Source organism: Streptococcus catagoni (genome assembly GCF_011421425.1).
GTDB lineage: Bacteria > Bacillota > Bacilli > Lactobacillales > Streptococcaceae > Streptococcus > Streptococcus catagoni.
The window spans coordinates 642,183-664,996 of sequence record NZ_WPCW01000001.1; the positions used below are offsets into that span (position 1 = coordinate 642,183).

Here is a 22,814-nt window from a genome sequence, read left to right on the forward strand (position 1 = left end):
TTCCTCTTATTTATAATCTTATGGTAACGCATTTTGATAAAGCTTTCAACTATTTTGTTTATAGGAAAAGAAAGCTGATACTAAGTATTTTAGGTCAAGCTGAGAAGTTTAAGAATTGCTAAATCAAACAAATAAGATTTTTCATAAAGACCAGTTTTGATCTGGTAATCTGTTTCAATCAAAATTTTAAGGGCCTTTTCTAAAAAGTCAATAGTAAGAGTACGAGAGTCTTTTATGGCATACCTAACCTGATAAGGATTTATTTTTCTGCCTAGAAGATCTGAAAGAGACATGATTATAACCTGCTCATTTTTACCTTGCTGTGTTAAAATGGCAATTTGCAAAAACAAACGAAACTGCCCCAGCATGATAGCAATCAATTTTATCTCATCTTCACCCGTTAACCTCAGATCATGTACCAGTTCTCTGGCCTGATCGCTGTTTTTTTGAAGCACTAATCGTGTGAGTTCAAAAATATTATCTTGAAGGCTCTTTGGTATGGCTTCATCAATATCTGAAAGTCCTATAACTCCGCTTTTTTTGTAAGATTTTAAAAAAAGCAAATTTTTCATCATTTGACTAAAATCATCATTGGATTTTATCAGTAGCTTTTCAAAGACACCACTATCAAAGCTTAACTTTAGCTGATGACTATATTTTTGAAAATAAGTTGTCAACTCATTACTCTTTAAAGGATTAGCTTCTAAAATATGGCCATCTCTTTTTAACAGTTTAACCAGACGCCTTTTTCCATCCAGCTTACCTGGAGCAAATAAGATCAACCTTGTTGTATCTAGAGGATTTTCCAAATAAGTTTCCAAGGCCTTCAATTCAGTATCCTTTAAGAAATTTTTTTTCTGAGTTGTAATGTCTTGGAAATGATCAAAGATAACAATCTTGTAGTCAGCAAAAAAAGGTAGGCTTAGTAAGTCCATTTCTGCATCTTGATAATCAACCTCGGACAAGTCAAAATAGGAATAGGTCAAGTCATCCTTATCAAAGCCAATTTTTTTCATAAACTGCTCTTTAAGGTGACTAAATTGACCAATATCTTCTCCTGTTAGAACTGTCAAAAGTGGCAAATTGTCTTTTTCTATTTTATCAATCTTTTCTATAGCAATCATACCCTTATTATAACATCTTATTTATCAATTCGTCTCATATTCCTTTTTTATTGCTTCAATGACAGGTTTCTATCTGCCATTTTTTAATTCCTTTTAAGCGGATTGCCCCATTTTGGTCTGTACGGTAGGTGACAATCTTTCTTTTTTTGAAGCGTTCAATGGTCTCTTTATGAGGATGCTTGTAAATATTATCTTTCCCAGCAGATATTAAGCTAATACGAGGCTTAACATGGTCTATAAAGGATTCAGTAGAAGATCCTTTTGAACCATGATGAGCTGCCTTTAAAATATCAACTGCTAGCTTGGGATAACGTTCAATAAGGGCTTTTTCTCCTTCTTTTTCTAAATCACCTGTAAAAAGAAATCTTTGATTTAAAAGTTTCCCGTATAAGACAATGGAATCATTGTTTTTACCATCTCCTTTAAGCCAAGGATAAATCACCTTTAATTGACTTCCCATAATCGAAATGCTATCCCCTATACCAAGAACCTTAACTCTCACTCTTAACTTGGCCAATCGTTTGAGGAAGGCCTTATTGGTCAGGCTGCCAGAACTAATTAAAATCTGATCAACCTTAAAAGATTTAACCACCTCTTCCATATCTCCCACATGATCAGTATCTGTATGCGTAAAAAGTAATTGGTCTATCTGATCTATTCCTCTTGATTTTAAATAGGGAATAAGGGTCTTTTTAGCATTAGCGACGGTTTCTTTCTTTTGCCAATTTTCTCTACCTTGAAAGTGGTATTGACCCCCAACATCAATAAGGAGAGTCTTATTATAGATATCACGAATAAGGATACTATCACCTTGCCCTACGTCTACAACTGTCACCTCATTATAGAGGGGCATTTTTATAGAATAGAAGATCAGGCTCAAGATCAATAGCAGAGCTAACCTTGTTTTTTTCTGTTTAAAAGTGGCCTGTAAAATAGTCAGTGTCACTATTAGCAAGACAAATTGAAGAAGATTAGGACTACCGAAGATAAGCTGACTGGAGAAATTTTTTTCGACAAATACAATTATTTGTTCCAAAAAGATAAAGGCTGGATTAATAAAGCTTATCTTAACTAGTGGGGAAAGAATGAAGATAAGAGTTAAAACCGGCAGCATGAAAATATCAAATACCAGTGAAAAAAGAGTCGTTAAGATGATTGAAAGAGGGTTAAAACTGGCAAAGTAGAATATAAGAAATGGTAAAATCCCTACACTTAAGGTTAGTGTTTCAATGACTTTCTCCTTTAGCTTAGCTCTTTTATGACTCTTAAAATGACTTAGGATAAAGGCATAAGCATAAGAAAGAACCCCTCCAACTGTAAGTAAAAAATGAGCTTCTAGAAAAAACATCACTAAAAAACTAAAAGCAAAATTAGTCATACCCCTAATCCCAATATTGGAAAAATTCCTCTGCAATAAACTCCTGACAACTGAAACACTATAGCCGGTCAAAGCAGCATAAAAAAAGGAAAAAATGAATTCACAAATGGGAAAGTAGCTCTGCCCTATACCTATTTTTTTTAAAATATTTCGAAAACCATTGAGAAAGAATGATACCTGCATACCTGACAAAGCAAATAAATGGATGATCCCCAGATGGCTATAAGTTTCTGTCATAGAAGTAAAGGATTTATCTAAATAGCCAAATAGTAAACCTGTCATATAGTGAGACATGGGCTTAGGAAAAGCTTCTTGGCATAGGACAATAGCTTGCCGACGCCACTGAGACAAATAGTTCTGAAGCTGACTGACTTTGACAAGATCAAGCCTAGTGATTTTTTTAATATGTCCTATCCTATAAATTCCCTGATTTTTCAAATGTTCTTGGTAGTTAAAGCCCCCAAAGTTTCGTTCTTTATCAGCTTTTTTCAAGATGATATCAGCCTGAATTTGTAAAAAATCTTTATTTTTCTTGAAAAATTGATATTCTTTTTTGGACTTTAATTTATAAAATAGTAGAAACTTATCTCCCTCATTTTCTCCTTTAAAGGAGAGGTTATCACCATTAATAAAAATTGTATCTGGAATGAGTTTCACAACTTTAAGTTCAGTTCTTTGCTGATTAAAGGACTTTTCCTGAGACTCCTTAGTAAAGGTGAAATAAGCTATAAAGACAAGTAAAATGGCAAGTACCTTTAATAGATCTTTGAAGCTATGATTTTTAAATAGCTGAATAATCAAAAACAAATCTATTACATAAAGTAAAAGTGAAGGTTTATAAATACTAAAAAAACAAAGTATGAGTAAGTAGATCAGTTGAATGGGCGGAATAGCTATTATCTTAGTCCACACTGATATCATTTTTCAGTTTTTCCAAGGTTTTTTGTCCTATGCCAGATATCTTCAATAGGTCATCCAAAGACTTAAAGCCTCCCATTTTCTCTCTGCTTTCCAAGATTTCTTTTGCCCGCTTTTCACCTACCCCAGGAATTTTTGTCAGATCCTCCAAATCAGCTTTATTGAGATTAACTTTTTCTTTCTTTTCTTCTTTTAAGCCAGCTGCAGTTAAGGAACTAGGACTTTCAGGTCTATTTTCACCTTTTTTGGCCACATAAATAAGGGCTTCATCACTCAGCTTCTGGGCTAAATTCAAGGCATCTTTATCAGCTTCTTCCTTCAAGCCGCCGGCCAGCTTTATAAGATCAGTAACACGGCTACCTGCCTCTAGATGATAAACACCTTCCTGTTTAACCGCCCCCTTAAGATCAACGACTATTTCTTGTCCACTACCAACTTCTGAAGTTGATGAGCTTGTTTCAGCTTTACTGATGACTTGCTCTTCTTTTGCTAGATTTACCAGCTGTTCAGACTCTGCTTTTTTATCACTATATCCCCAAAAAATCAGATAAGCAACCAGTAAAAGACCTAATAATAAAAGAAGGGTTATGAGACGACTGCGACCCATCTTGTCAGTAATCAATTTTTTCAAATATACTAGTTTATCTTCCATAAAATCTACCTCACTAGTTTATTCGAAAAAAGTTTTCAAAAATAAAAAAATAAGTAGCAAAAATAGCCAATCGGTCATAAAGAAATTTATGGATTGATGATAAAAGGCAAAGCAGTTCCTCATTGAACCTCGTATCCAACACGGGGTTTCTTTATACAAAAAGACGATAGATTTAAATTTTTCTATCGTCTTTGATTTTATTATTATTAGATTCAGTTCAACATACTGTAATTTGACTATTTTTTACTCCTCTATTTTATAAGAAGGTTTAATATGAAGTTCCTCTTAAAATTTATTTATTAAGTAGTAGCTTATAATTCCCTGGATTTTGCGGATCTATAAGCACATTCAGATAATATCCAAAAGGACATATTTTCTTGAAGTTTTGTATCTGAATAGCTTCAGAGTTAAAGTAGTCTCCTTTATCATCTGCCAATTTAACATACTGAAGTCGATAAGGTAAGTGTCCATTAGTTGTATAAATTGCAGAATCTCCCTATCCAATAATACGAGTTTTATCATAACCCCCTGAGCATGACGTTTCTTGAATCGGTTCCGTTTTTCATGATAAAAATATAAGAAAGCAATACCAACCATCAAAATAATAACCCAATATTTGCAAACTTCAATTAAATTCAAATTTTTATAACAGAATATCAATTTGATTATAATCCATTATTTATTGCGAAATTCCTCAATATCTCTGCATCATTATTTTCCTTTTCTGGAAATATTGAAAAACAAAAGCTTACAGTTTTATCATCCTTGAAATGTTCAAACAATGATTTTCTTAAAAGCTTTGTTTTATCTGAATTAAATTCACTTCTTTTTTCCCCTTTGTATTTCTCTTTACATTTTTACAATATATCTTTCTCGGATCTTCCGCATCACTCAAGCTTAGAGAATTTACCATAGATATTTTTTCTGCTTCAGAAATATGTTCTGGAACACTGACAGGGATATAACGCCCTAAATAATCAGTAAACTGTTTTAAAATATCACCTAAATTTTCTGTATATTCTATTTCAAAGTATTCTCTCATAGTTTTTGGACCTATCAACAAGCTATGACTGTTTGCTTCGCAAATTAAGTCATTTGACAAATCATTCGATCTCATAAAATGTAATTTTACTAAGGCAAATTTATCAACTCTTAGCTCATTTCCAACAAATCTTTTCACTAAAATGATATACTCAATATCTTTGTAATTAAAAATAAAACTACATATTGTCCAATCAAGCCTTTCCATATCCTTTTTTAGTAGCTTTAAATTTTCTAGCATAGTTCTATCTCCTCAAGTTATATTCTCCATAAGTTTCAAAATATATATTATTATATCAAATATCCTCATACAATACAGAACTATAACAATAACTACTATAATCTCGTAAGCAAAGTATTTTTATTAAGCTTAGCTTTGCTTTTCCTCCTACATATAGCTTTCCATATATTTTTTATAGTTATTCACATTACTGGAAAATATGGTAGATTATAAAAATTAAAAACAGGAATAAAGTACTCACCCCCTAATTATTAAGGCTTTTGCTCTGTATCCCTATTATATTTCAAGCTCATTTTGTGTATGATAAACTATATGTCTTTTGTGCCATATTTTTACTCCTTTCGCTTTACAATTGCCTTAAGCACCTTGATTGTATCGTGATTAAAGTTTTTTGTTTTACACCTTGGGAGCAAAACGAACTTAAAGTCACAAAATAAAAATCCATCAATTGATGAATTTTTATTTACGATGTTTATCAGGATCCCACACAAAACTAGCAAGGTAGCTAAAAAGCATTGTTAATAGTAATATGATAATTAAAATGAGGCCCAAGGGCAGACGGTAGATGTAGGTTAGAGGATGACGTCTCTTGCCAGGCTGATAAATAGCCATTTCCTGGTCTAATTGTGTAAATGCAGCTTGGATGCGGCTAGCAACTTCTTCAATGCCTTCTTCATTCATTTTTTTGATATCAGAAATATCAATAGGCTGTCCAAAGTTCATATCCACGCGCTGTCCGCTAATCAATCCTTTTAAAGTCAAGGGGCCACAATAAACTGCAGGTTGAATTTTCACTTTAGCCATTTTAGCAATGACAGCAACCCCGCCTTTGACCTCTTGAGAATGACGGCTTCCACTAGGAAACATAACCAAAGACTTGTCTTTTTTCTTTAAAACACTTACAGGGTATCTGATCGCTTCTTGTCCAGGACGTTCACGGTCTATTGGAAAGGCACCACACATTTTAATCCACCAAGCAAATAAGCGGTTTTTAAAGAGTTCTTTCTTGGCCATAAAGATAAATTGTTTGGGTCTGGCAGCAAAGGCCATATAAACAGGATCCCAAAAGGTTCTATGGGGAGCAACCAAGATATAATTGTCTTCTGCAGACACTATCCTATCTTCATTGTGATAATGAGCATTCCCATTGACAACCCATAATAAGAAGACAACCAAGCCACGTAAATAAGAATAAAACACTTATTTCTCCTTTTTTTCGATATAAATACTTGCTCATTATATCATGAAAAGTCCTCTAGGGAAAGAGCTTGGCTCCTTAATAGACTAGCCTAGTTCTCAAAATGAGAAATTCTGTTATAATGTTCTTATGTCAAATACTATCTTAAAAACAGGCGAACGTATCGACCAATTATTCTCCAGCGATGTTAAAATTATCCAAAATAAAGAGGTTTTCTCTTATTCTATTGACTCTGTCCTCCTTTCTCGCTTTCCTAAAATGCCATCTAGGGGGCTAATTGTGGATATCTGTTCAGGTAATGGCGCAGTCGGCTTATTTGCCAGTACCAAAACCAAGGCTAAAATAATCGAAATCGAGCTCCAAGAAAGACTGGCTGATATGGCGCAACGTTCTATTTCTTTAAATGAATTAGATGATCAGGTAAGGATGTACTGTGATGATTTAAAAAATCTCCTGTCTTATGTGCCTAGATCAGGTGTAGACCTCATCCTATGCAATCCTCCATATTTTAAGTCAACAGAAACGTCTAAGAAAAATCTGTCTGAACATTACCTACTTGCTCGTCATGAAATCACAACTAATCTTGAAGAAATCTGTCAGATCAGTAGACAAGCCTTAAAGTCCAATGGACGTTTAGCCATGGTCCACAGACCAGATCGATTTGTGGAAATCTTAGAACTCTTGAAAAAATACGGCTTAGCACCTAAGCGGCTTCAATTTGTCTATCCTAAAATTGGCAAAGATGCCAATATGCTCTTGGTTGAAGCCATTAAAGACGGTTCCCTTGAAGGATTAAAAGTATTACCCCCATTGATTGTTCATCAGGAAAATGGTGACTATACAGACCATATTTTTGATATCTACTTTGGGCAAAATAAAGTTTAAAAGATTTCTTAAGCTTAAAGGAAATTCCTTTTCCTTTAAGACTTTTCTTGGTCTTACACCTTCTTTTTCTCATTAAGAAAGCACCTAAAAAATGACTAATAAAAAAGCCTATATGTATGTCCTAGAATGTGCTGATAAAACACTCTACACCGGATATACAACAGACCTTGATAAGCGTTTAAAAACGCATAATGCAGGAAAAGGGGCAAAATATACAAAAGCACGTTTGCCCGTAAAACTCCTTTACTCTGAAGAATTTCCTAGTAAAGAAGAAGCCATGAGTGCTGAGGCCTTATTCAAAAAAAGAAAAAACCGTGCACAGAAATTAGCCTACATTGAGCTTAATACCAACAAAAAACATTGAGAAATAACTCAATGTTTTTAATTATTATCCATTTTCTGAGGAAGACTTATTTCTTTAATAGGTAACTTCAAGATGTCAGACAGTATCAAAGGAACAACTTCCACAGTTACCTCAGAATACTGTAGGCCAAACCAACGGGACGGCGTTGCTGTAAAATGTTTAATACTAGCTTTTGTCTGCATGATAAAGCGCTCAAAACCATTGAGTTGACGTGCATTGGACACACGTTCTTCAATGATAACAAAGCGAAAGTCACCAACCTTACGGCCAGGAGAAATGGAATACTCTTGTTCTTGTTTTGGCAAGCGTCCACTTTCCATTAAATCTTGAACGATTGAGCGTAAATACCGTGGAACGGTTTGAGGCATTCTAAAGCCAAGGAAGAGTTCAACCTTAACCATGTAGTCGGTTCCCATCATGTCTACCTTATACTTGGCTGTATAGGGTTCATCTGTTACTTTAACATTGACAAACCAATAAACCTTAGCCCTTTTAGGCCTTTTGTCTAAGATAGAATAAAGGATCGACTTATCAATCATATTATCTTGTAAACGATTGGTTAAGTAAACAACATTGGTTTGATAGAGGTCAATAGCCTTGTCGTCTCTAAGAGCTTTGATTTGTTCTCTATAATCTAAAAGATTAAGAGATTTGACATACTTGAATACAATCCTTGTTCCACGATACCATATGAACATGACTGAGACAATTCCAAGTGCTAAAATAACAACAACATAACCACCATGTAAAAACTTAACTGCTGAGGCCCAGAAGAAGATAAATTCAATCAGGGCAAAAAAGGACATGATCAGATGAGCCAGGATCGAATGCATACCTTCTTTAATCAGATAATAATTCAACAAGATAGTCGTCATTAACATCGTAATGGTAATGGCTAAACCATAGGCTGCTTCCATATGTTCTGAATTTCTAAAATAAAGAACTGTACAGGAAGTGACCAAAAAGAGTACCCAATTAATCACAGGAATATAAAGTTGCCCTAGGTTAGCACCAGGATAGGTTACCCTAAAGAGTGGGAAAATCTTAAGGCGCATGGCCTCTGCTACTAAGGTAAATGAACCTGTAATAAGGGCTTGAGATGCAATAATAGCAGCAAGTGTAGCCAGAATAACGGTATAAACTCTAAGATTCTCAGGAATACTTGCAAAGAAAGGATTGAGATGTAAGCCACTGTTCTTATTGGCAAGAACCCAGGCTCCTTGACCACAGTAGGAGAGCACAATACAAACTTTAACGAAGGGCCAGCTCATATAAATGTTTCCCCGGCCAACATGCCCCAAGTCCGAATAAAGGGCTTCTGCACCAGTCGTTGCTAGGAAGATTGAACCTAAGATAAAGATACCCCTTTGGTTTTCTGGGCTAAACAAGAGACGAATGGCATAATAGGGATTGATGGCCTTGAAAATTTCAAGATGACCCATACTATTAAGTAAACCACTTAGACCAAGAAAGGAAAACCAAAGCATCATGACAGGTCCAAAAAGCTTTCCAATAAAGCCTGTTCCGAAACGTTGAATGCTAAATAAGGTCAGAAGAATGAGCAAAGTGGTGATGATAACATTGGTTTGATTCTGATAAATCTGACTAATACCAGGGACAGCCTTTAAGCCTTCAATGGCTGTTGTAACTGTTACTGCAGGCGTCAAAGCCCCATCTGATAGTAAAGTCGCTCCTCCTATCATAGCAGGAATCATTAACCATTTCGACATTTTCCGAACCAGCGTATAAAGTGAAAAAATACCACCTTCATGGTGATTATCTGCTTTTAAGGCTATCCAAACATACTTTATCGAAGTGATTAAAGTTAAGGTCCAAAAAATCAAAGAAACAGACCCTAAAATGAAAGTCTCAGAGATTTGTGAGAGACCACCTTGGTTCTCAACCAAGGACTGCATGGTGTAGAGCGGGCTCGTTCCAATATCTCCATAAACAATACCCAGCGCTATAATAAACCCCGCTTTTGTTGCTTTATCAAAAGACGAGTGATTGGCATTAGACATCCCAATCTTCCTCCTATAATTATTAAAAATACCAAAAATGGCTGACACCATTATAACAGATTAAACTTTAAAAAGAAAACAAGAAAAAGAATTGAATCAATTTTCAATTCTTTTCTACAATCTATTCACCTTTATGACGGATCACAAAGCCTGCGTCCTTATGGCCAGATTTCTTTTCCTTATTAAAAAATTCTTTAGCGTTTCGTTTTGCTTTACGTTTAAAATCATGGCTACCACCACGGTCTTCACGTTTATCCCCACGACGGTCTTCACGTTTTCCACGATAGCCTCCGCCACGACGATCACCTTCACGGCCACCACGACTGCGGTTATCACGACTACGGCCGCCTTTACCTTTTTTGTTACCGTGTCCTCCACCAACATACTTAAATGGAAGTGGTTTTTCACGCGCAATCTCAACTTCTGGTAAAGAAGCAGGGTCTTGAACAGTTAAACTTAGAATATATAAGGCCAACTCTTCTGGTGTAAATTCAGAAGCAAGTTGCACAGCATCACCTTTGAACTTATCAAAGTTTGAACGGATAGAATCATCTGCAAAATCACGCTCAATTTTCTTAAGAGCCACTTTTTTCTTAGCTTGGAAAGCTTCTTCTGCTGTTGCTGGCTTAAGAGGTTTCATTTGTTTCTTAGTGAGGGTTTCAATCATTGAAAGGTAACCCATTTCATTAGGAGAAACAAAGGTGATAGACTCTCCTGATTTACCAGCACGTCCTGTACGTCCGATACGGTGAACGTAGCTTTCTGGATCTTGTGTGATATCGTAGTTATAAACATGGGTCACGCCAGAAATATCTAAACCACGCGCTGCAACGTCTGTTGCAACTAAGATATCAATCTGATCACTCTTAAAATCGCGAATAACACGAAGACGTTTATTCTGATCTAAGTCTCCATGGATCCCTTCAGCTCGGTAACCACGTAACTTAAGCCCACGTGTAATTTCATCAACACGACGTTTCGTACGACCAAAAACAATAGAAAGTTCTGGTTGCATAACATCCATGAAGCGTGTCATGGTATCAAATTTTTCATGTTCTTTAACGCGAACGTAATATTGTTCAACATTCACATTTGTCAGTTCTTTATTTTTAATTTGGACATGTTCAGGATCTTTCATGAACTTAACACCAATCTGTTTAATTGGCGCTGGCATTGTCGCTGAAAATAAAAGGGTTTGACGTTGGGAAGGTACTTGACTAATGATTGCTTCAATATCTTCCAAAAATCCCATGTTAAGCATTTCATCTGCTTCATCAAGAATAAGGGTTTCAACCTGTTCTAATTTTAAAGCTTTGCGTTTAATTAAATCTAGTAAGCGTCCTGGCGTCCCAACAACAATATGGGCACCTGATTTTAAAGCTTTTATTTGTTTATCAATGCTTGATCCACCAAATACTGAGCGGACCTTTACACCCTTATCACGGCCAAAACGGAATAGTTCCTCTTGACTTTGAACAGCCAATTCACGTGTAGGTGCAATAACTAATGCTTGAATAATATTATCATTGGTACGGATCTTATTCAAGGTTGGAAGTCCAAAGGCTGCTGTTTTACCAGTACCAGTTTGTGCCTGTCCAATGACATCCTTACCCTCTAATGCTAATGGAATAGTCATTTCCTGAATAGGAGATGCTTTCTCAAATCCTGCTGTGACAACAGCAGATAGGATGTCTTCTGATAAGTTAAATTCTGTAAATTTCAAATGTTTCTCTTTTCTAAAAAAGCAGTGCGAAGCTGCCTTATAAGCCTTATAGTTCTGTCGTTAAATTAACAACTAGACTAGTGTAACATAAATTAAATTAAAAAGATAGGAATTATCTTATGAAAGGGTTTTTATATTAAGAGAGAAGATATAAATGATAAGATAAAACCTTTTCCCTCTAAAGAATAGGCCAAGCCAGGCCCCAAGTAAGTAGGAAGAATCAGCCCGTGAAGACAGTAAGCTTGCTAGTAACCTTACCTTAGTATCCTAGAGATCACTGTCAACGAAAAAACTAGTGGAATAATTTACTAGCGTTTTTATTGGGCTCTTAAGAAAGGATGATTCTCCATTTCAGCACTTTGACCTACCATAAGTCTGTCCTGCTGACTAACACTATTATTGATTTCATAGAGATTACCAGCTGGAATATAAATGAAGGCAGCTGCGCTATAGGCTTTTCCTTCTTCTTTTACAGGTGCACTTATGCTAGCATAAAAGAAGCTCTTAGCTGGGTTGTCAGTCTGATACAGACCTAATTCAGATACAGATCCTTCCTTGCTTGTGTATTTTATATTACCATTAGCAGTAATATCCATGGTTTCACCCAGGTCATTCTTCCATTTTCCAGCTAGACTTGAAAAATCACTCTGATATAAGGCAGTCAACTGAGGACTTGCTGACTCATTTGTAGACTCTTTATTTGCTCCTGCTTTTTCAGTGGCAGCGCTAGCTCCTGCTTCTTTTTGAGCTTGATCTTGATTTTTGCTGTTGGCATTTTGGGATAAATCTTGAGAAGGTTGGATACTGCTTTCTTTTGCTCTACTTTTTCTCTTAGAAGCTACAACTTTATCATCTGCCTTTGTTTTCTTCTGACTTTCTTTATCTGAAGAAGACTGCTTCAAAAACTCTGATTTCTCAGAATTCTGATGATGATGGTTATAAGAGTTAATAAAGAAAATAAGTGACGAAAGTGCTAATAATAGCAAGAGGGTAAGAGTAACTTTCTTTTTCATAATATGATCTCCTTTAATAATTACATTATTTATTATAACATTTTAAAACATAAACGCAATACTTTTGTTACATTTTTGTAATATAAAGTAATCAAAAAGACATTTATGACTCTATTAAAAAAAACTCATCCCTTAACTCTCTTGTTGTAAGGAATGAGCACATCTTCTTAAAAAATTACATTTTCTCTTCTAATTTAACGTGAGGGTATTTATCTGCAAACCAACGTAAGGCAAAATCGTTCTCAAAGAGAAAGACTGGTTGATCATGACGATCTTTGGCTAAGATATTTCGGCTTGAAGACATCTTTTGATCCAAGTCTTCTTGACTAATCCAACGAACCGTTTTTTTACCCATGGGCGTCATAACAACTTCTGCATTATATTCACCTTCCATGCGATGTTTAAAGACTTCAAACTGAAGCTGTCCTACAGCTCCCAGCATATATTCGCCTGTCTGATAGTTTTTATAAAGTTGGATGGCACCTTCTTGAACAAGCTGTTCAATTCCCTTATGGAATGACTTTTGTTTCATAACATTTTTGGCAGAAACCTTCATAAAAATTTCTGGGGTGAAGGTTGGTAGGGGTTCAAATTCAAACTTGTTTTTCCCAACTGTCAAGGTGTCACCCACCTGATAAGTTCCTGTATCATAAACACCAATAATATCACCTGCTACTGCATTTTGCACATTTTCACGTGATTCAGCCATAAACTGTGTGACATTTGATAATTTAGCAGATTTTCCTGTACGTGGGAGGTTAACCGATATTCCCTTTTCAAATTCTCCAGACACTATGCGGACAAAAGCGATACGATCACGATGGCGTGGATCCATGTTAGCCTGAATCTTAAAGACAAAGCCTGAAAAATCTTTTGCAAGAGGATCAATGATCTGATCCTCAGTTGTCTTATGTCCATGAGGCTCTGGGGCAAACTGTGAAAAGGTATCTAGGAAGGTCTGAACTCCAAAGTTGGTTAAGGCTGAACCAAAGAAAACAGGTGTCAGATTTCCCTCTAGAATAGCTTCTTCAGAGAAATCATTGCCAGCTTCTTCGAGCAGTTCAATATCTTCCAGTGCTTGCTCATAGAAAGGATTATTAGCAAAAAGCTGCTTGCCTTCTTCTAAATCTGCAAAACGTTGATCTCCCTTATAAAGTTCTAAACGTTTATTATGTAAATCAAATAAACCTTCAAAAGCCCTTCCCATACCAATTGGCCAGTTCATTGGATAGGAAGCTATTCCTAAAACGTTTTCTAATTCCTCTAGCAATTCCAAGGGCTCTCTACCATCTCGGTCAAGTTTGTTAATAAAGGTAAAGACTGGAATGTTACGATGTTTTACAACTTCAAATAATTTCTTGGTTTGTGCTTCAATACCCTTAGCTGAATCGACCACCATAACTGCAGCATCTACGGCCATTAGGGTCCGATAGGTATCTTCAGAAAAATCCTCATGCCCTGGAGTATCTAAAATATTGATACGTTTTCCAGCATAATCAAATTGCATAACTGATGAGGTTACTGAAATCCCCCTTTGCTTTTCAATATCCATCCAATCGGACTTAGCAAAGGTTCCTGTTTTTTTCCCTTTGACCGTACCAGCCTCACGAATTTCTCCACCAAAATACAGGAGCTGCTCAGTAATAGTTGTTTTACCAGCGTCAGGGTGACTAATAATAGCAAAGGTTCTTCTTTTTTTAATTTCTTCTTTAATAGACATAGTTTCTTCCTTGGTCATTTTGCACTTCATTCACAGTAGTTCTATTATAATTCTTTTTACATTGTTTTTCTCCATACAAAAAGAGCCAACTGACTCAGGTGCTCTTTTTATTATAGCTAATTTTGTAAGCTTTAGCAATCTTTGCTATTAGACAGGGCTGCACTTTCTTGGTTTTGATCCAGTGTCCATCTAAGAAGGATCATTTCAACAAAACGAATCAAAAGGACTATGGCAAAGGTCACCACTATGAAGTTAAAGACCAAGTTATGAGTGTGTAAAAGAGGAGTTTCTATAAGAAAACCATAATTCCCTTTTGTCAACAAATCAACCACAATCAAAAAGAGATTTAAAAAGGAAAATGCTTTTAAAGAAAAATCCATAGAAGACAGGCTGCTATCATAATATCTTAGTAAGTAAATCAAGGCATTGACCAAGAGAGCGTAGTGTCCAAGATAAAAAGCCATATTACTTGCATGTAAAAAAGGATAGGGATAAAGATCTGGTGAGAATAAAGCTAGTATTGGTCCAACCACACCTAACAACATAAAAAGCTGTTTTAACCTCATTTTATCTGGTAGGAGAAAAATTACCAGCATAGCAATGCGACAGTGGTATAAGGGTAGGGACTCCTGTAAAGGAAAACCTCTTAGAAAATACCATCCATATAAAGTCACCAATTGTGAAAATTGAAGAAATAGGAAAAATCGCCTATAAGAGGGAGATTTGTAGTAGTTAAGAGTTAAAAGTATCAAAATTGGCGCTAACATTATAAATAAAAAATAAAAGAAGGGAGGGACAAAGGGTAGTCCACTTTCTTTGAGCGCAAAAAAATCCATAAATAGTTGAGTCATCATTTTTTAATTATACCCTAACCCATATCAGTAGACAAGATCTAAGGTGAAAAAATCACAATAACAACTATTCATGGATGGTATTAATGCTGGTCACCAGTCAATAAGTTCACAATATGGTCCAAATTCATGGAATTACTTCCCTTTAAGAGAATTTGATCTTCTGGTTTAAGGATACTCTGCAAGTAAGCACCCATCTCTGCCATTTGATCAACCTCTTGATCCTTCTTAAAGAAGGCAACCTTACCAGCTGGATAGATTTGTCCTGCTAGTTGTGATAGTTCTTCAATATCCTGACCATAAAAAATGGCATGGTCAATCAGTTGAGGATCCAAGTTTGCCAGTAAGTCTGAATGAAGAGAAACGGAACTTTCTCCTAATTCTTTCATATCGGCAAGTAAGACAAGTTTTTTCCCAGCTTCATTTAAAGGAATATCAGAGAAAGTTTCCAAAATCAGACGAGTGGCTGTAGGATTGGCATTGTAAACATCTGAAAGAATATCTGCGCCATTCTTAGCCTTTTTCCACTCTGTACGGTTCTTACTGAGTTTGACATTTTCTAAGGCTTCAATGATATCTTCATCAGCTACGGCTAATAGTTTACCAACATAGGCAGCAACCATGGCATTTGTAGCATTGTATTTGCCAGACAGGGGCAAGGTCACTGGACCCTCTAGTATATTTGTTGTGAAGGTCAAAGACGTCTTTTCTTCTTGAATAGAATTGACAAATATCTCCTGATTTTCTCCAAAACGAATCACCATTTGATTCTCTGGTAGATAAGGATCAATGATGGGATCACCCGGAGCAATTAAGATACCATGTGAATCCATACCATCAACAATCTGTATCTTGCCTTGGGCTATTTTTTCTCTGGAACCAAAGAATTCTAAATGAGCTTCCCCTACTAATGTTAATACGGCAATATGAGGACGGGCAATCTCTGACAGCAAGTGAATGTCTCCCATATGATCTTGTCCCATTTCTAGGACAATTTTCTCAGTATCATCAGGCATATGTAAGACTGTATAAGGTAGGCCAATTTCATTGTTGTAATTGCCTTGCGTTTTGTAGGTCTTGTAGGTGGTTGCAAGCACTGCTTCTATCATGTCCTTTGTACTTGTCTTACCATTTGAACCAGTCACTGCGATGACATCAATACGCATTTTTTCAATATAGTAGTGGGCTAATTTTTGAAATGCAAGTAAGCAGTCGTCAACTAAGATATAGGGATGACCACTGATTTCCTTCTCAGAAAAGGTAGCTACTGCACCATTTTCAAAAGCAGTCTCAATAAAATCATGACCATCTCTAGCCCCTTTGAGGGGTAAAAAAAGATCGCCTTTTTCTATTTTGCGGCTATCAAATTCGATCTGTTTCAGAGGAACGTCGTCGAATTCTGAGATTGAATTCTGTGCCTCCACTACTTTTGCGACTTCATACAAAGATAATTTCATTTCTTTTTCCTTCTTAACTCAGTAGTTCATGTACTTTCTACCTATTATAACACAATTTTAAACTTAAGAACGCTCATTTGCAAGCCCTCCTTTTTGTGTTATAATTTTCCCGAGTTAAGGGCCTATACCGTTAATTCTAAACAGAGTGGACGAGATGACATCAGCTAAGAAAGCTCTAAACATAGTAATTCATTGCATCTACTGTTATTTACCTAACCGTTCCCTGCAAATTCAAAGGAGCAAAAATGACAACTTTTTTCAAGCATCCGAAATTAACAGTACAAAGACTGGTAACATTGGCCATGTTGATTGCCTTAACAAACATTATCAGTAAATTGTCAATCCCAGTCATACCACAACAACTGGTTATCAGTTTTACTTTTATTACTAATAGTGTCATTGGCATGATTGCTGGACCTTTTTGGGGATTTATTTCACTTGGACTTATAGATATTGTGGACAATCTCTCAAGCGGCTCAGGTAACTTTATTATCTGGTGGACAGTAATGGAAGCCATTCAAGGATTTTTCTACGGCTTTTTCTTCTATAATCATCCTCTTTCTATTTCTAATAAGAAGGATTGGCTGCACCTTAGCCTGGCAACTATCGTCATAATGACTATTGGAACCTTTACCATTACACCACTCTTGATTCAAATATACTATGGTGTACCTTTCTGGACTCAATTTATAGCTGGACGCTGGTTGAAAGTTTTTGAAATACCACTGAGGATCATTGTAAGCATGTTAGTCTTCCCCCCTTTACAAAAAATTCCAGAATTAAAAAAATTAACCAAACTTAAATAAAAAAGGTAGAGTGTCAATTCCACTCTGCCTTCTTTGTTTATATTTAAATAAGATGTTCTTCTCGTTTTTCAAACATTTTCATGCCCAAATTAGCTAGTTCTTCAATCAGTTCTGAGTAACTTAGACCCATATTTTCCCAAAGTAGGGGAAACATTGACCACTGCGTGAAGCCAGGAATGGTGTTTAATTCATTCAAATAGATCTGACCATCTGCTGTTAGGAAAAAGTCACATCGAGATAGGCCACAACCACCCAGAGCCTTAAAAGCCTTTTCAGCATAGGTACGCATTTTTGTGACCAGTTGAGGATCAATCTCAGCTGGGATAGCCATCTTTATTTTGTTATCAATATATTTTGCCTGATAGTCATAAAAGGCAACTTCTTTGACAACTTCCCCTGGCAGTGTTGATCTAATCTGGCCATTACCCAATAAACCAATCTCAATTTCTCTGGCATTGACACCTTGTTCAATAAGGATACGGCTATCATACTTGAGAGCAAGTTCTATGGCTGCGCGTAGTTCTTCTTCTGACTCTGCTTTTGAAATACCAACAGAAGAGCCCATATTTGCTGGCTTAACAAAGATAGGATAGGACAAAGTTTCCTTACTTTCTTTGATACAAGTTTCTAAATCATCTCCTTCAATGAAGACAGTATAGGCTACCTGAGGCACTCCTGCAGATTCTAGGACACGTTTTGTCGTGATTTTATCCATAGCAAGACTTGAAGTAAGTATGTTTGTTCCCACATAAGGCATTCTTAAAATTTCTAAGAAACCTTGGATAGAACCGTCTTCTCCCATTGGACCATGAAGGACTGGAAAAACAATGGCTCCCTCATCATAAATATCACTTGGCTTTATTTGAGAAGCCTCATTAAGGCTCTTATTAGTCATCAACTTTTCACTGATATCTGGCTTTTGACTAAACTCTTGTGTCTTATAGAAATCACCTTTTTGTGATATAAAATAAGTTTTTACAAAAAACTTACTATAGTCTACAGCTCTCATGACACTCTCAGCAGAAAGGACTGATACTTCTCTCTCCGCTGATCGGCCACCATATAGTAATACTAGTGTTTGTTTAGTCATTTCTTTTTCCTATCTGAATTGAATTTCTATTAATTATAACAAAAATAAGAATACTTTTCAAAAACTCTTCTTTTCTGACCTTAGAGCTCTGTTCTATTTTCAATGGCTCTAAGAAGAGTGACTTCATCAGCATATTCAATGTCTGAACCGACAGCAAGGCCTCTGGCCAAACGAGTGACCTTGATTCCAGCAGGTTTTAGTACTCTGGAAATATACATGGAGGTTGCTTCGCCATCTGCTGTAGCATTGGTCGCAATAATGACTTCACTAATTTCACTGTCCATCAACCTGGTAATTAAGCTTTTTAAGTTAATATCATCTGGGCCAACTCCATTCATTGGAGAAATCAAGCCATGGAGAACATGGTAATAGCCATGATACTCCTGGATTTTTTCCATGGCAGAGACATCCTTGGCATCTTCAACCACAAGGATCTGGCTCTTGTCCCTAGTCTGATCTTTACAGATGGAGCAGGGATCTTCATCGGTTAGATTACCACATATGGAACAATAGCTTAGTTCCCTTTTGGCTGCTAATAAATTTTTAGCAAAATCATTGACATCCTCATCAGTCATACCTATTGTGTAAAAGGCTAAGCGCGTTGCTGTTTTAAGGCCGATTCCAGGTAGCTTGGAATAACTCTCAATTAATTTAGCTATTGGGGTGGGATATAACACACATTTCTCCTTTTGTTAATTGGCTTTTGATGACATATACAGATTAATGATATCTCGAGCCATATACTGATGTGATTTTGATAGTGCATCACTAGCATGGGGATACATAATGGCAACCGCTATTTGAGGGTCACTACTTGGGCCATAGGCAACAAGGTTCAAATTAAAAGTCGCCACGGTTTGACCATTTTTATCCTTGGCATAGGTTTCTGCCGTACCTGTTTTGGCACTGATTTCAATAGGTGAGCCTGCTAGGCCTTTACCTGTTGCATAGGGACTTGAGCTATTAACCACCTGGTAAAAACCGTTTTGGATGATGGCTAGCTCTTCGTCTTTTATATTGACCTTATTTAAGACTTTAGGCTTAATGGCCTTCTCTTCTTTACCTAAGGCATTGCTTCCATCGTTTTTATAGATACTATCCACAATGCGAGGTGCCACACGTTTTCCATTGTTAGCAACTGTTGAAGCATACTGAGCTAGTTGCAGTGTTGTATAGTTATCAAACTGACCAAAGGCTTCTGTGATAACATTTGAGACTGTAAAGTCCTTGGTTAAAAAACCAGTTGACTCTCCTGGCAGATCAATTCCCGTTGCTGCCCCCAAACCAAATTCAGCATAGGCTGCCCTTAATTTCTCCATGGTCTTCTTCATGCCATCAGTCATCAAGGACATGCCGACATGATAGTCTTGTCCCATCATCTTCAGGGCAACCTGCACCATGTAAGTATTAGAAGAATACTCTAGGGCTTGGGTAGCTGTGATGTTTTGTTGACCAGCCGTAAACCAAGAATTAATAGGTTTGGAATTGCCAAACTGGATTGGTTGGTCTGTCAGTACCTGATTTCCTGAAATGACACCAGCTTGCCAGCCTGCAGCTAGGGTTCCACCCTTGACTACTGACCCTGGGGTAAAGACATTTGTCAGGGTTCCCAAGGCATTTTTTTCCAGATTTCCCGTGTCACTGTCTCTTGATAGGCCAGACAAAGCAAGGATAGCTCCAGTCTTAGGATTCATAGCTACAGCATAAACCCCTTCCGAATAATTAGCCTTTCCTTGTGAGAGTTCTGATTGGAAGTAATCTTTTATAATTTTATCTACACCTTTTTGAAAATCACTGGATATGGTCAGCTTGAGGTTATTTCCTCTGTCACCTTTATGAGTGATCTTATCAGAGATGATTTTGCCATTTTTATTGGTTTTAATTTCTCTGATTTCGTGTTTTCCTTGGAGTTCTTTTTCATATTCTTTCTCCAAATAAGAGGTTCCAACGCGATCATCTAAAGAGTAACCTTTTTTAATAAAGTTTGCAGCTTCTTCTTGGGGCAGACCAGCTTCTCTACTAGAAACCTTTCCAATAATAGAAGACAAACTAGGATCTTCCATTTTCCTGTCCCAATCTGAGTCCACAGAAATACCTGGTAATTTTGATTTATTGGCAGTTAAGTAAGCAATTTCTTTGTCTGTAAGGGGTTCTGTCCTTAAATTGACAGTATTGAAGGTTGCTGCCGCATTCATTTGGTTAAAGATTGAAATGACTTTCTCTTCTTCTTTTGAATACTTGATATCACTGTCTTTGACAGCATTTACAACATGTTTGTAGGCCTTAGATTCTGGTAAATTATTGCCATAGGAATCAAAACGCTCCTTTTTAGGAAGAGACTTGACAACCTTGGCATAGGTTTCTGGTTCAGCCAGAAAATAATCTTTTTTAGCTCGGTTACTTGGCTTTGCACTTGAGTAGGTCACGTAATGTTCTAATTTTTGAGCTAACTTTTTAATATCCTTTGCTCTATCTTTGGGACTTCTGGTATAGGAAACCACGTCCTTAATATCATTAGAGACTAGTAGCTTTCCTCTTTGATCAAAGATCATACCTCTGGGATTAGAACTTTTGATCTTATAAATGGTTGAAGACTTTAGCTTGGCATCATAAAAAGCCTTATCTTTTATTTGCATTTGCGCTAGACGCAAGATGAGGGTAATAAATAAAAGGACGATAATGAAAAAAAGAAAAAGTATCCGATGTGGGATGTTTGCTTGTTTCTTATTAATGAAATGAGTTTCTTTTTTGTCTTTGATTTTTCATACCTCCCTTAATAAAACTACGCTTATTATTTTAACATAAAATATAAAAAGAAGACTGAGAAATAAGTCCTCAGTCTCATTATTTTTTCCCTTAAACACTTTCTTTGGGATGGTAAAAAGCTTTGAAGTAGAAGAAGCTTACAAAGACTGCTCCTCCAACTATATTTCCGGCATAAACCACAGAAAAGTTGGCAATAAAGTCAAACCATGTAGCAGCATTTTCAAAAATAGCCGCAGGTATAATAAAGGCATTTGCCACACTATGCTGGAAACCAGCTGCAACAAAGGTCATTACTGGGAACCAGATTCCCCAAATTTTGCCACTAGCTTCAGTTGCCCCATAATTTAACCAAAGAGCCAAGCCAACAAACCAGTTACAACCAATACCCGAAACAAAGGCCTGTAGAGGACTAGCTGCAAGCTTAGCATGCGCTACCTCAATCACTTCTTTTTTAAAAATACCAGTAGAAGTCAAACCTAAAAAATGACCAAAAACATAGGCAACAAAGAGAGCACCTATAATATTAAATAAAGTGATAATCAACCAATTTTTAACCAGGTCAGACAGTTTAACTTTTTTAGCAAAAAAACTTGCTGAAACAGCCATCATATTACCAGTGATTAATTCTCCACCAGCCATTAAGATAATAATTAAACCTATAGGAAAGGCACAGGCTCCTAAAATACTTGAGAAAGCTCCAAAGCTTGCCATGGCACTGGCTGCCACCCTAACATAGAGCAAATAACCTAGGCTGATCATTGCGCCACCAATAAAACCTAAGATAGCTTTTGCAGGCATTGATTTTTTAATTTTATGTTGGCCAATAAGGATTGTTTCTTGTAAAATGTTTTCTGGACTTTTCATACCTTCTCCTAATGTCAAATTAATCACAAATGTAGCTATAGTATATCAATTTTTCAATAAAAAACAAGCCCTTCCACCGGAAGAACTCCTTTTTATGACCTTCCAAAACTTAGGTCAAATCTCTTTATTGAAGTATTCCATAGGGTCAAGGCCAGGTAAAAATCTACCATTCCATGAGCTAAGGTCCCAAAACCGACAAGACCTAAGATTGACCAGATATAGGCCATTTCGGTCGATGCGGTGTGAGTCATCAGTAAAACCACTAAAAATTCTGCCAGAGCATGAATCATATTAATACCGATGGCAAATGGCAGAGCTGTCAAAGGGCTTTTTAATTTTTCTTTATGATTCCTGATATATAGAGCAGCAACTATAGCAAATCCTAGATGAGAAAGTGCCCTCATTACAATAACAATAGGAAATCCTGCTAGGAAGAATCCTAAGGCCGTTCCTAGAGATACGAAAATCGCAATAGGCAGAGAAATAAAAGTTGCTAGAAATACCGGCACATGACTGGCCAAGGTAAAGGAAGCTGGTCCAATAATAATCTTTATAGGCATAACCAAGGGAATTACGATACCAAATGCAATAAGAATTGAGGCATATGCAATGGTTTGAGTTAGTCTTTTTGTCATTCTATCTCCTTTCCAAAATATTATAAACAAACACCTTACAGCTGTCAAGACATCTGTAAGGTGTTTG

Annotated in this window: 18 protein-coding genes and 1 pseudogene; 3 read left to right on the forward strand and 16 right to left on the reverse strand. The window is 36.4% G+C overall.

From position 1 onward, the window contains the following. Window positions 1–89 precede the first annotated feature (89 nt). The 5 genes and pseudogenes from holA to HBN42_RS03045 all read right to left on the reverse strand — a co-directional run bounded on the left by holA (window position 90) and on the right by HBN42_RS03045 (window position 6,554). Window positions 90–1,124, reverse strand: coding sequence for a DNA polymerase III subunit delta (gene holA / locus HBN42_RS03025; RefSeq protein WP_165993596.1), 1,035 nt, complete (start codon window positions 1,122–1,124; stop codon window positions 90–92). A gap of 55 nt (window positions 1,125–1,179) precedes the next feature. Beyond that, entirely contained in the window at window positions 1,180–3,423 is a 2,244-nt protein-coding gene (locus HBN42_RS03030; RefSeq protein ID WP_165993598.1) for a DNA internalization-related competence protein ComEC/Rec2, read from the reverse strand. After that, window positions 3,404–4,072, reverse strand: a complete 669-nt coding sequence (locus tag HBN42_RS03035) for a helix-hairpin-helix domain-containing protein (RefSeq protein ID WP_165993600.1) — start codon at window positions 4,070–4,072, stop codon at window positions 3,404–3,406. The genes HBN42_RS03030 and HBN42_RS03035 overlap by 20 nt, the downstream gene beginning before the upstream one ends. A gap of 665 nt (window positions 4,073–4,737) precedes the next feature. After that, a pseudogene (locus tag HBN42_RS03040) lies at window positions 4,738–5,354 on the reverse strand (DUF6037 family protein). 459 nt (window positions 5,355–5,813) lie between these two features. Next, window positions 5,814–6,554 (reverse strand): lysophospholipid acyltransferase family protein, encoded by a 741-nt coding sequence (locus HBN42_RS03045; protein WP_165993602.1) that lies wholly within the window; start codon window positions 6,552–6,554, stop codon window positions 5,814–5,816. Between the two features lie 127 nt (window positions 6,555–6,681). Between HBN42_RS03045 and HBN42_RS03050 the strand changes: the two genes are divergently transcribed. Together HBN42_RS03050 and HBN42_RS03055 are read left to right on the forward strand one after the other, a co-directional pair. Next, on the forward strand, window positions 6,682–7,437 hold the full coding sequence (locus HBN42_RS03050) for a tRNA1(Val) (adenine(37)-N6)-methyltransferase (RefSeq protein WP_165993603.1): 756 nt from the start codon (window positions 6,682–6,684) through the stop codon (window positions 7,435–7,437). Window positions 7,438–7,528: 91 nt separating this feature from the next. Then, the gene (locus HBN42_RS03055) at window positions 7,529–7,801 is read left to right on the forward strand and encodes a GIY-YIG nuclease family protein (protein ID WP_165993604.1); all 273 of its coding nucleotides are present in this window, start codon (window positions 7,529–7,531) and stop codon (window positions 7,799–7,801) included. Between the two features lie 17 nt (window positions 7,802–7,818). Here HBN42_RS03055 and HBN42_RS03060 read toward each other — a convergent pair whose 3' ends face one another. From HBN42_RS03060 to HBN42_RS03085, 6 genes are all read right to left on the reverse strand, one after another. Continuing rightward, a complete protein-coding gene (locus HBN42_RS03060; RefSeq protein ID WP_165993605.1) occupies window positions 7,819–9,822 on the reverse strand; it encodes a KUP/HAK/KT family potassium transporter in 2,004 nt (667 codons plus the stop codon). Between the two features lie 121 nt (window positions 9,823–9,943). After that, window positions 9,944–11,545 carry a degradosome RNA helicase CshA gene (cshA, locus tag HBN42_RS03065; protein ID WP_165993606.1) on the reverse strand — a complete coding sequence of 534 codons (1,602 nt, stop codon included), beginning with the start codon at window positions 11,543–11,545 and terminating at the stop codon, window positions 9,944–9,946. A 317-nt stretch (window positions 11,546–11,862) separates the two neighbouring features. Next, window positions 11,863–12,558: a DUF6287 domain-containing protein gene (locus HBN42_RS03070; RefSeq protein ID WP_165993607.1), complete on the reverse strand. Its 696-nt coding sequence runs from the start codon at window positions 12,556–12,558 to the stop codon at window positions 11,863–11,865. Window positions 12,559–12,733: 175 nt separating this feature from the next. Continuing rightward, the gene (locus HBN42_RS03075) at window positions 12,734–14,278 is read right to left on the reverse strand and encodes a peptide chain release factor 3 (protein ID WP_165993608.1); all 1,545 of its coding nucleotides are present in this window, start codon (window positions 14,276–14,278) and stop codon (window positions 12,734–12,736) included. Between the two features lie 131 nt (window positions 14,279–14,409). Then, window positions 14,410–15,132 (reverse strand): TMEM164-related integral membrane acyltransferase, encoded by a 723-nt coding sequence (locus HBN42_RS03080; RefSeq protein WP_328804318.1) that lies wholly within the window; start codon window positions 15,130–15,132, stop codon window positions 14,410–14,412. 80 nt (window positions 15,133–15,212) lie between these two features. Beyond that, complete coding sequence (locus tag HBN42_RS03085; RefSeq protein ID WP_165993609.1) at window positions 15,213–16,586, reverse strand: UDP-N-acetylmuramoyl-tripeptide--D-alanyl-D-alanine ligase; 1,374 nt, start codon at window positions 16,584–16,586, stop codon at window positions 15,213–15,215. 245 nt (window positions 16,587–16,831) lie between these two features. Between HBN42_RS03085 and HBN42_RS03090 the strand changes: the two genes are divergently transcribed. Beyond that, on the forward strand, window positions 16,832–17,392 hold the full coding sequence (locus HBN42_RS03090) for a folate family ECF transporter S component (protein WP_165993610.1): 561 nt from the start codon (window positions 16,832–16,834) through the stop codon (window positions 17,390–17,392). Between the two features lie 43 nt (window positions 17,393–17,435). Here HBN42_RS03090 and HBN42_RS03095 read toward each other — a convergent pair whose 3' ends face one another. From HBN42_RS03095 to HBN42_RS03115, 5 genes are all read right to left on the reverse strand, one after another. After that, window positions 17,436–18,482, reverse strand: a complete 1,047-nt coding sequence (locus tag HBN42_RS03095) for a D-alanine--D-alanine ligase (protein WP_165993611.1) — start codon at window positions 18,480–18,482, stop codon at window positions 17,436–17,438. Window positions 18,483–18,562: 80 nt separating this feature from the next. Further along, window positions 18,563–19,159, reverse strand: a complete 597-nt coding sequence (recR, locus tag HBN42_RS03100; RefSeq protein WP_165993612.1) for a recombination mediator RecR — start codon at window positions 19,157–19,159, stop codon at window positions 18,563–18,565. Between the two features lie 15 nt (window positions 19,160–19,174). Further along, window positions 19,175–21,241 (reverse strand): penicillin-binding protein PBP2B, encoded by a 2,067-nt coding sequence (gene pbp2b, locus HBN42_RS03105; protein WP_165993765.1) that lies wholly within the window; start codon window positions 21,239–21,241, stop codon window positions 19,175–19,177. A 97-nt stretch (window positions 21,242–21,338) separates the two neighbouring features. Then, window positions 21,339–22,112, reverse strand: a complete 774-nt coding sequence (locus tag HBN42_RS03110) for a formate/nitrite transporter family protein (RefSeq protein WP_165993613.1) — start codon at window positions 22,110–22,112, stop codon at window positions 21,339–21,341. Window positions 22,113–22,204: 92 nt separating this feature from the next. Further along, entirely contained in the window at window positions 22,205–22,747 is a 543-nt protein-coding gene (locus tag HBN42_RS03115; RefSeq protein WP_165993614.1) for a hypothetical protein, read from the reverse strand. Window positions 22,748–22,814: the final 67 nt, after the last annotated feature.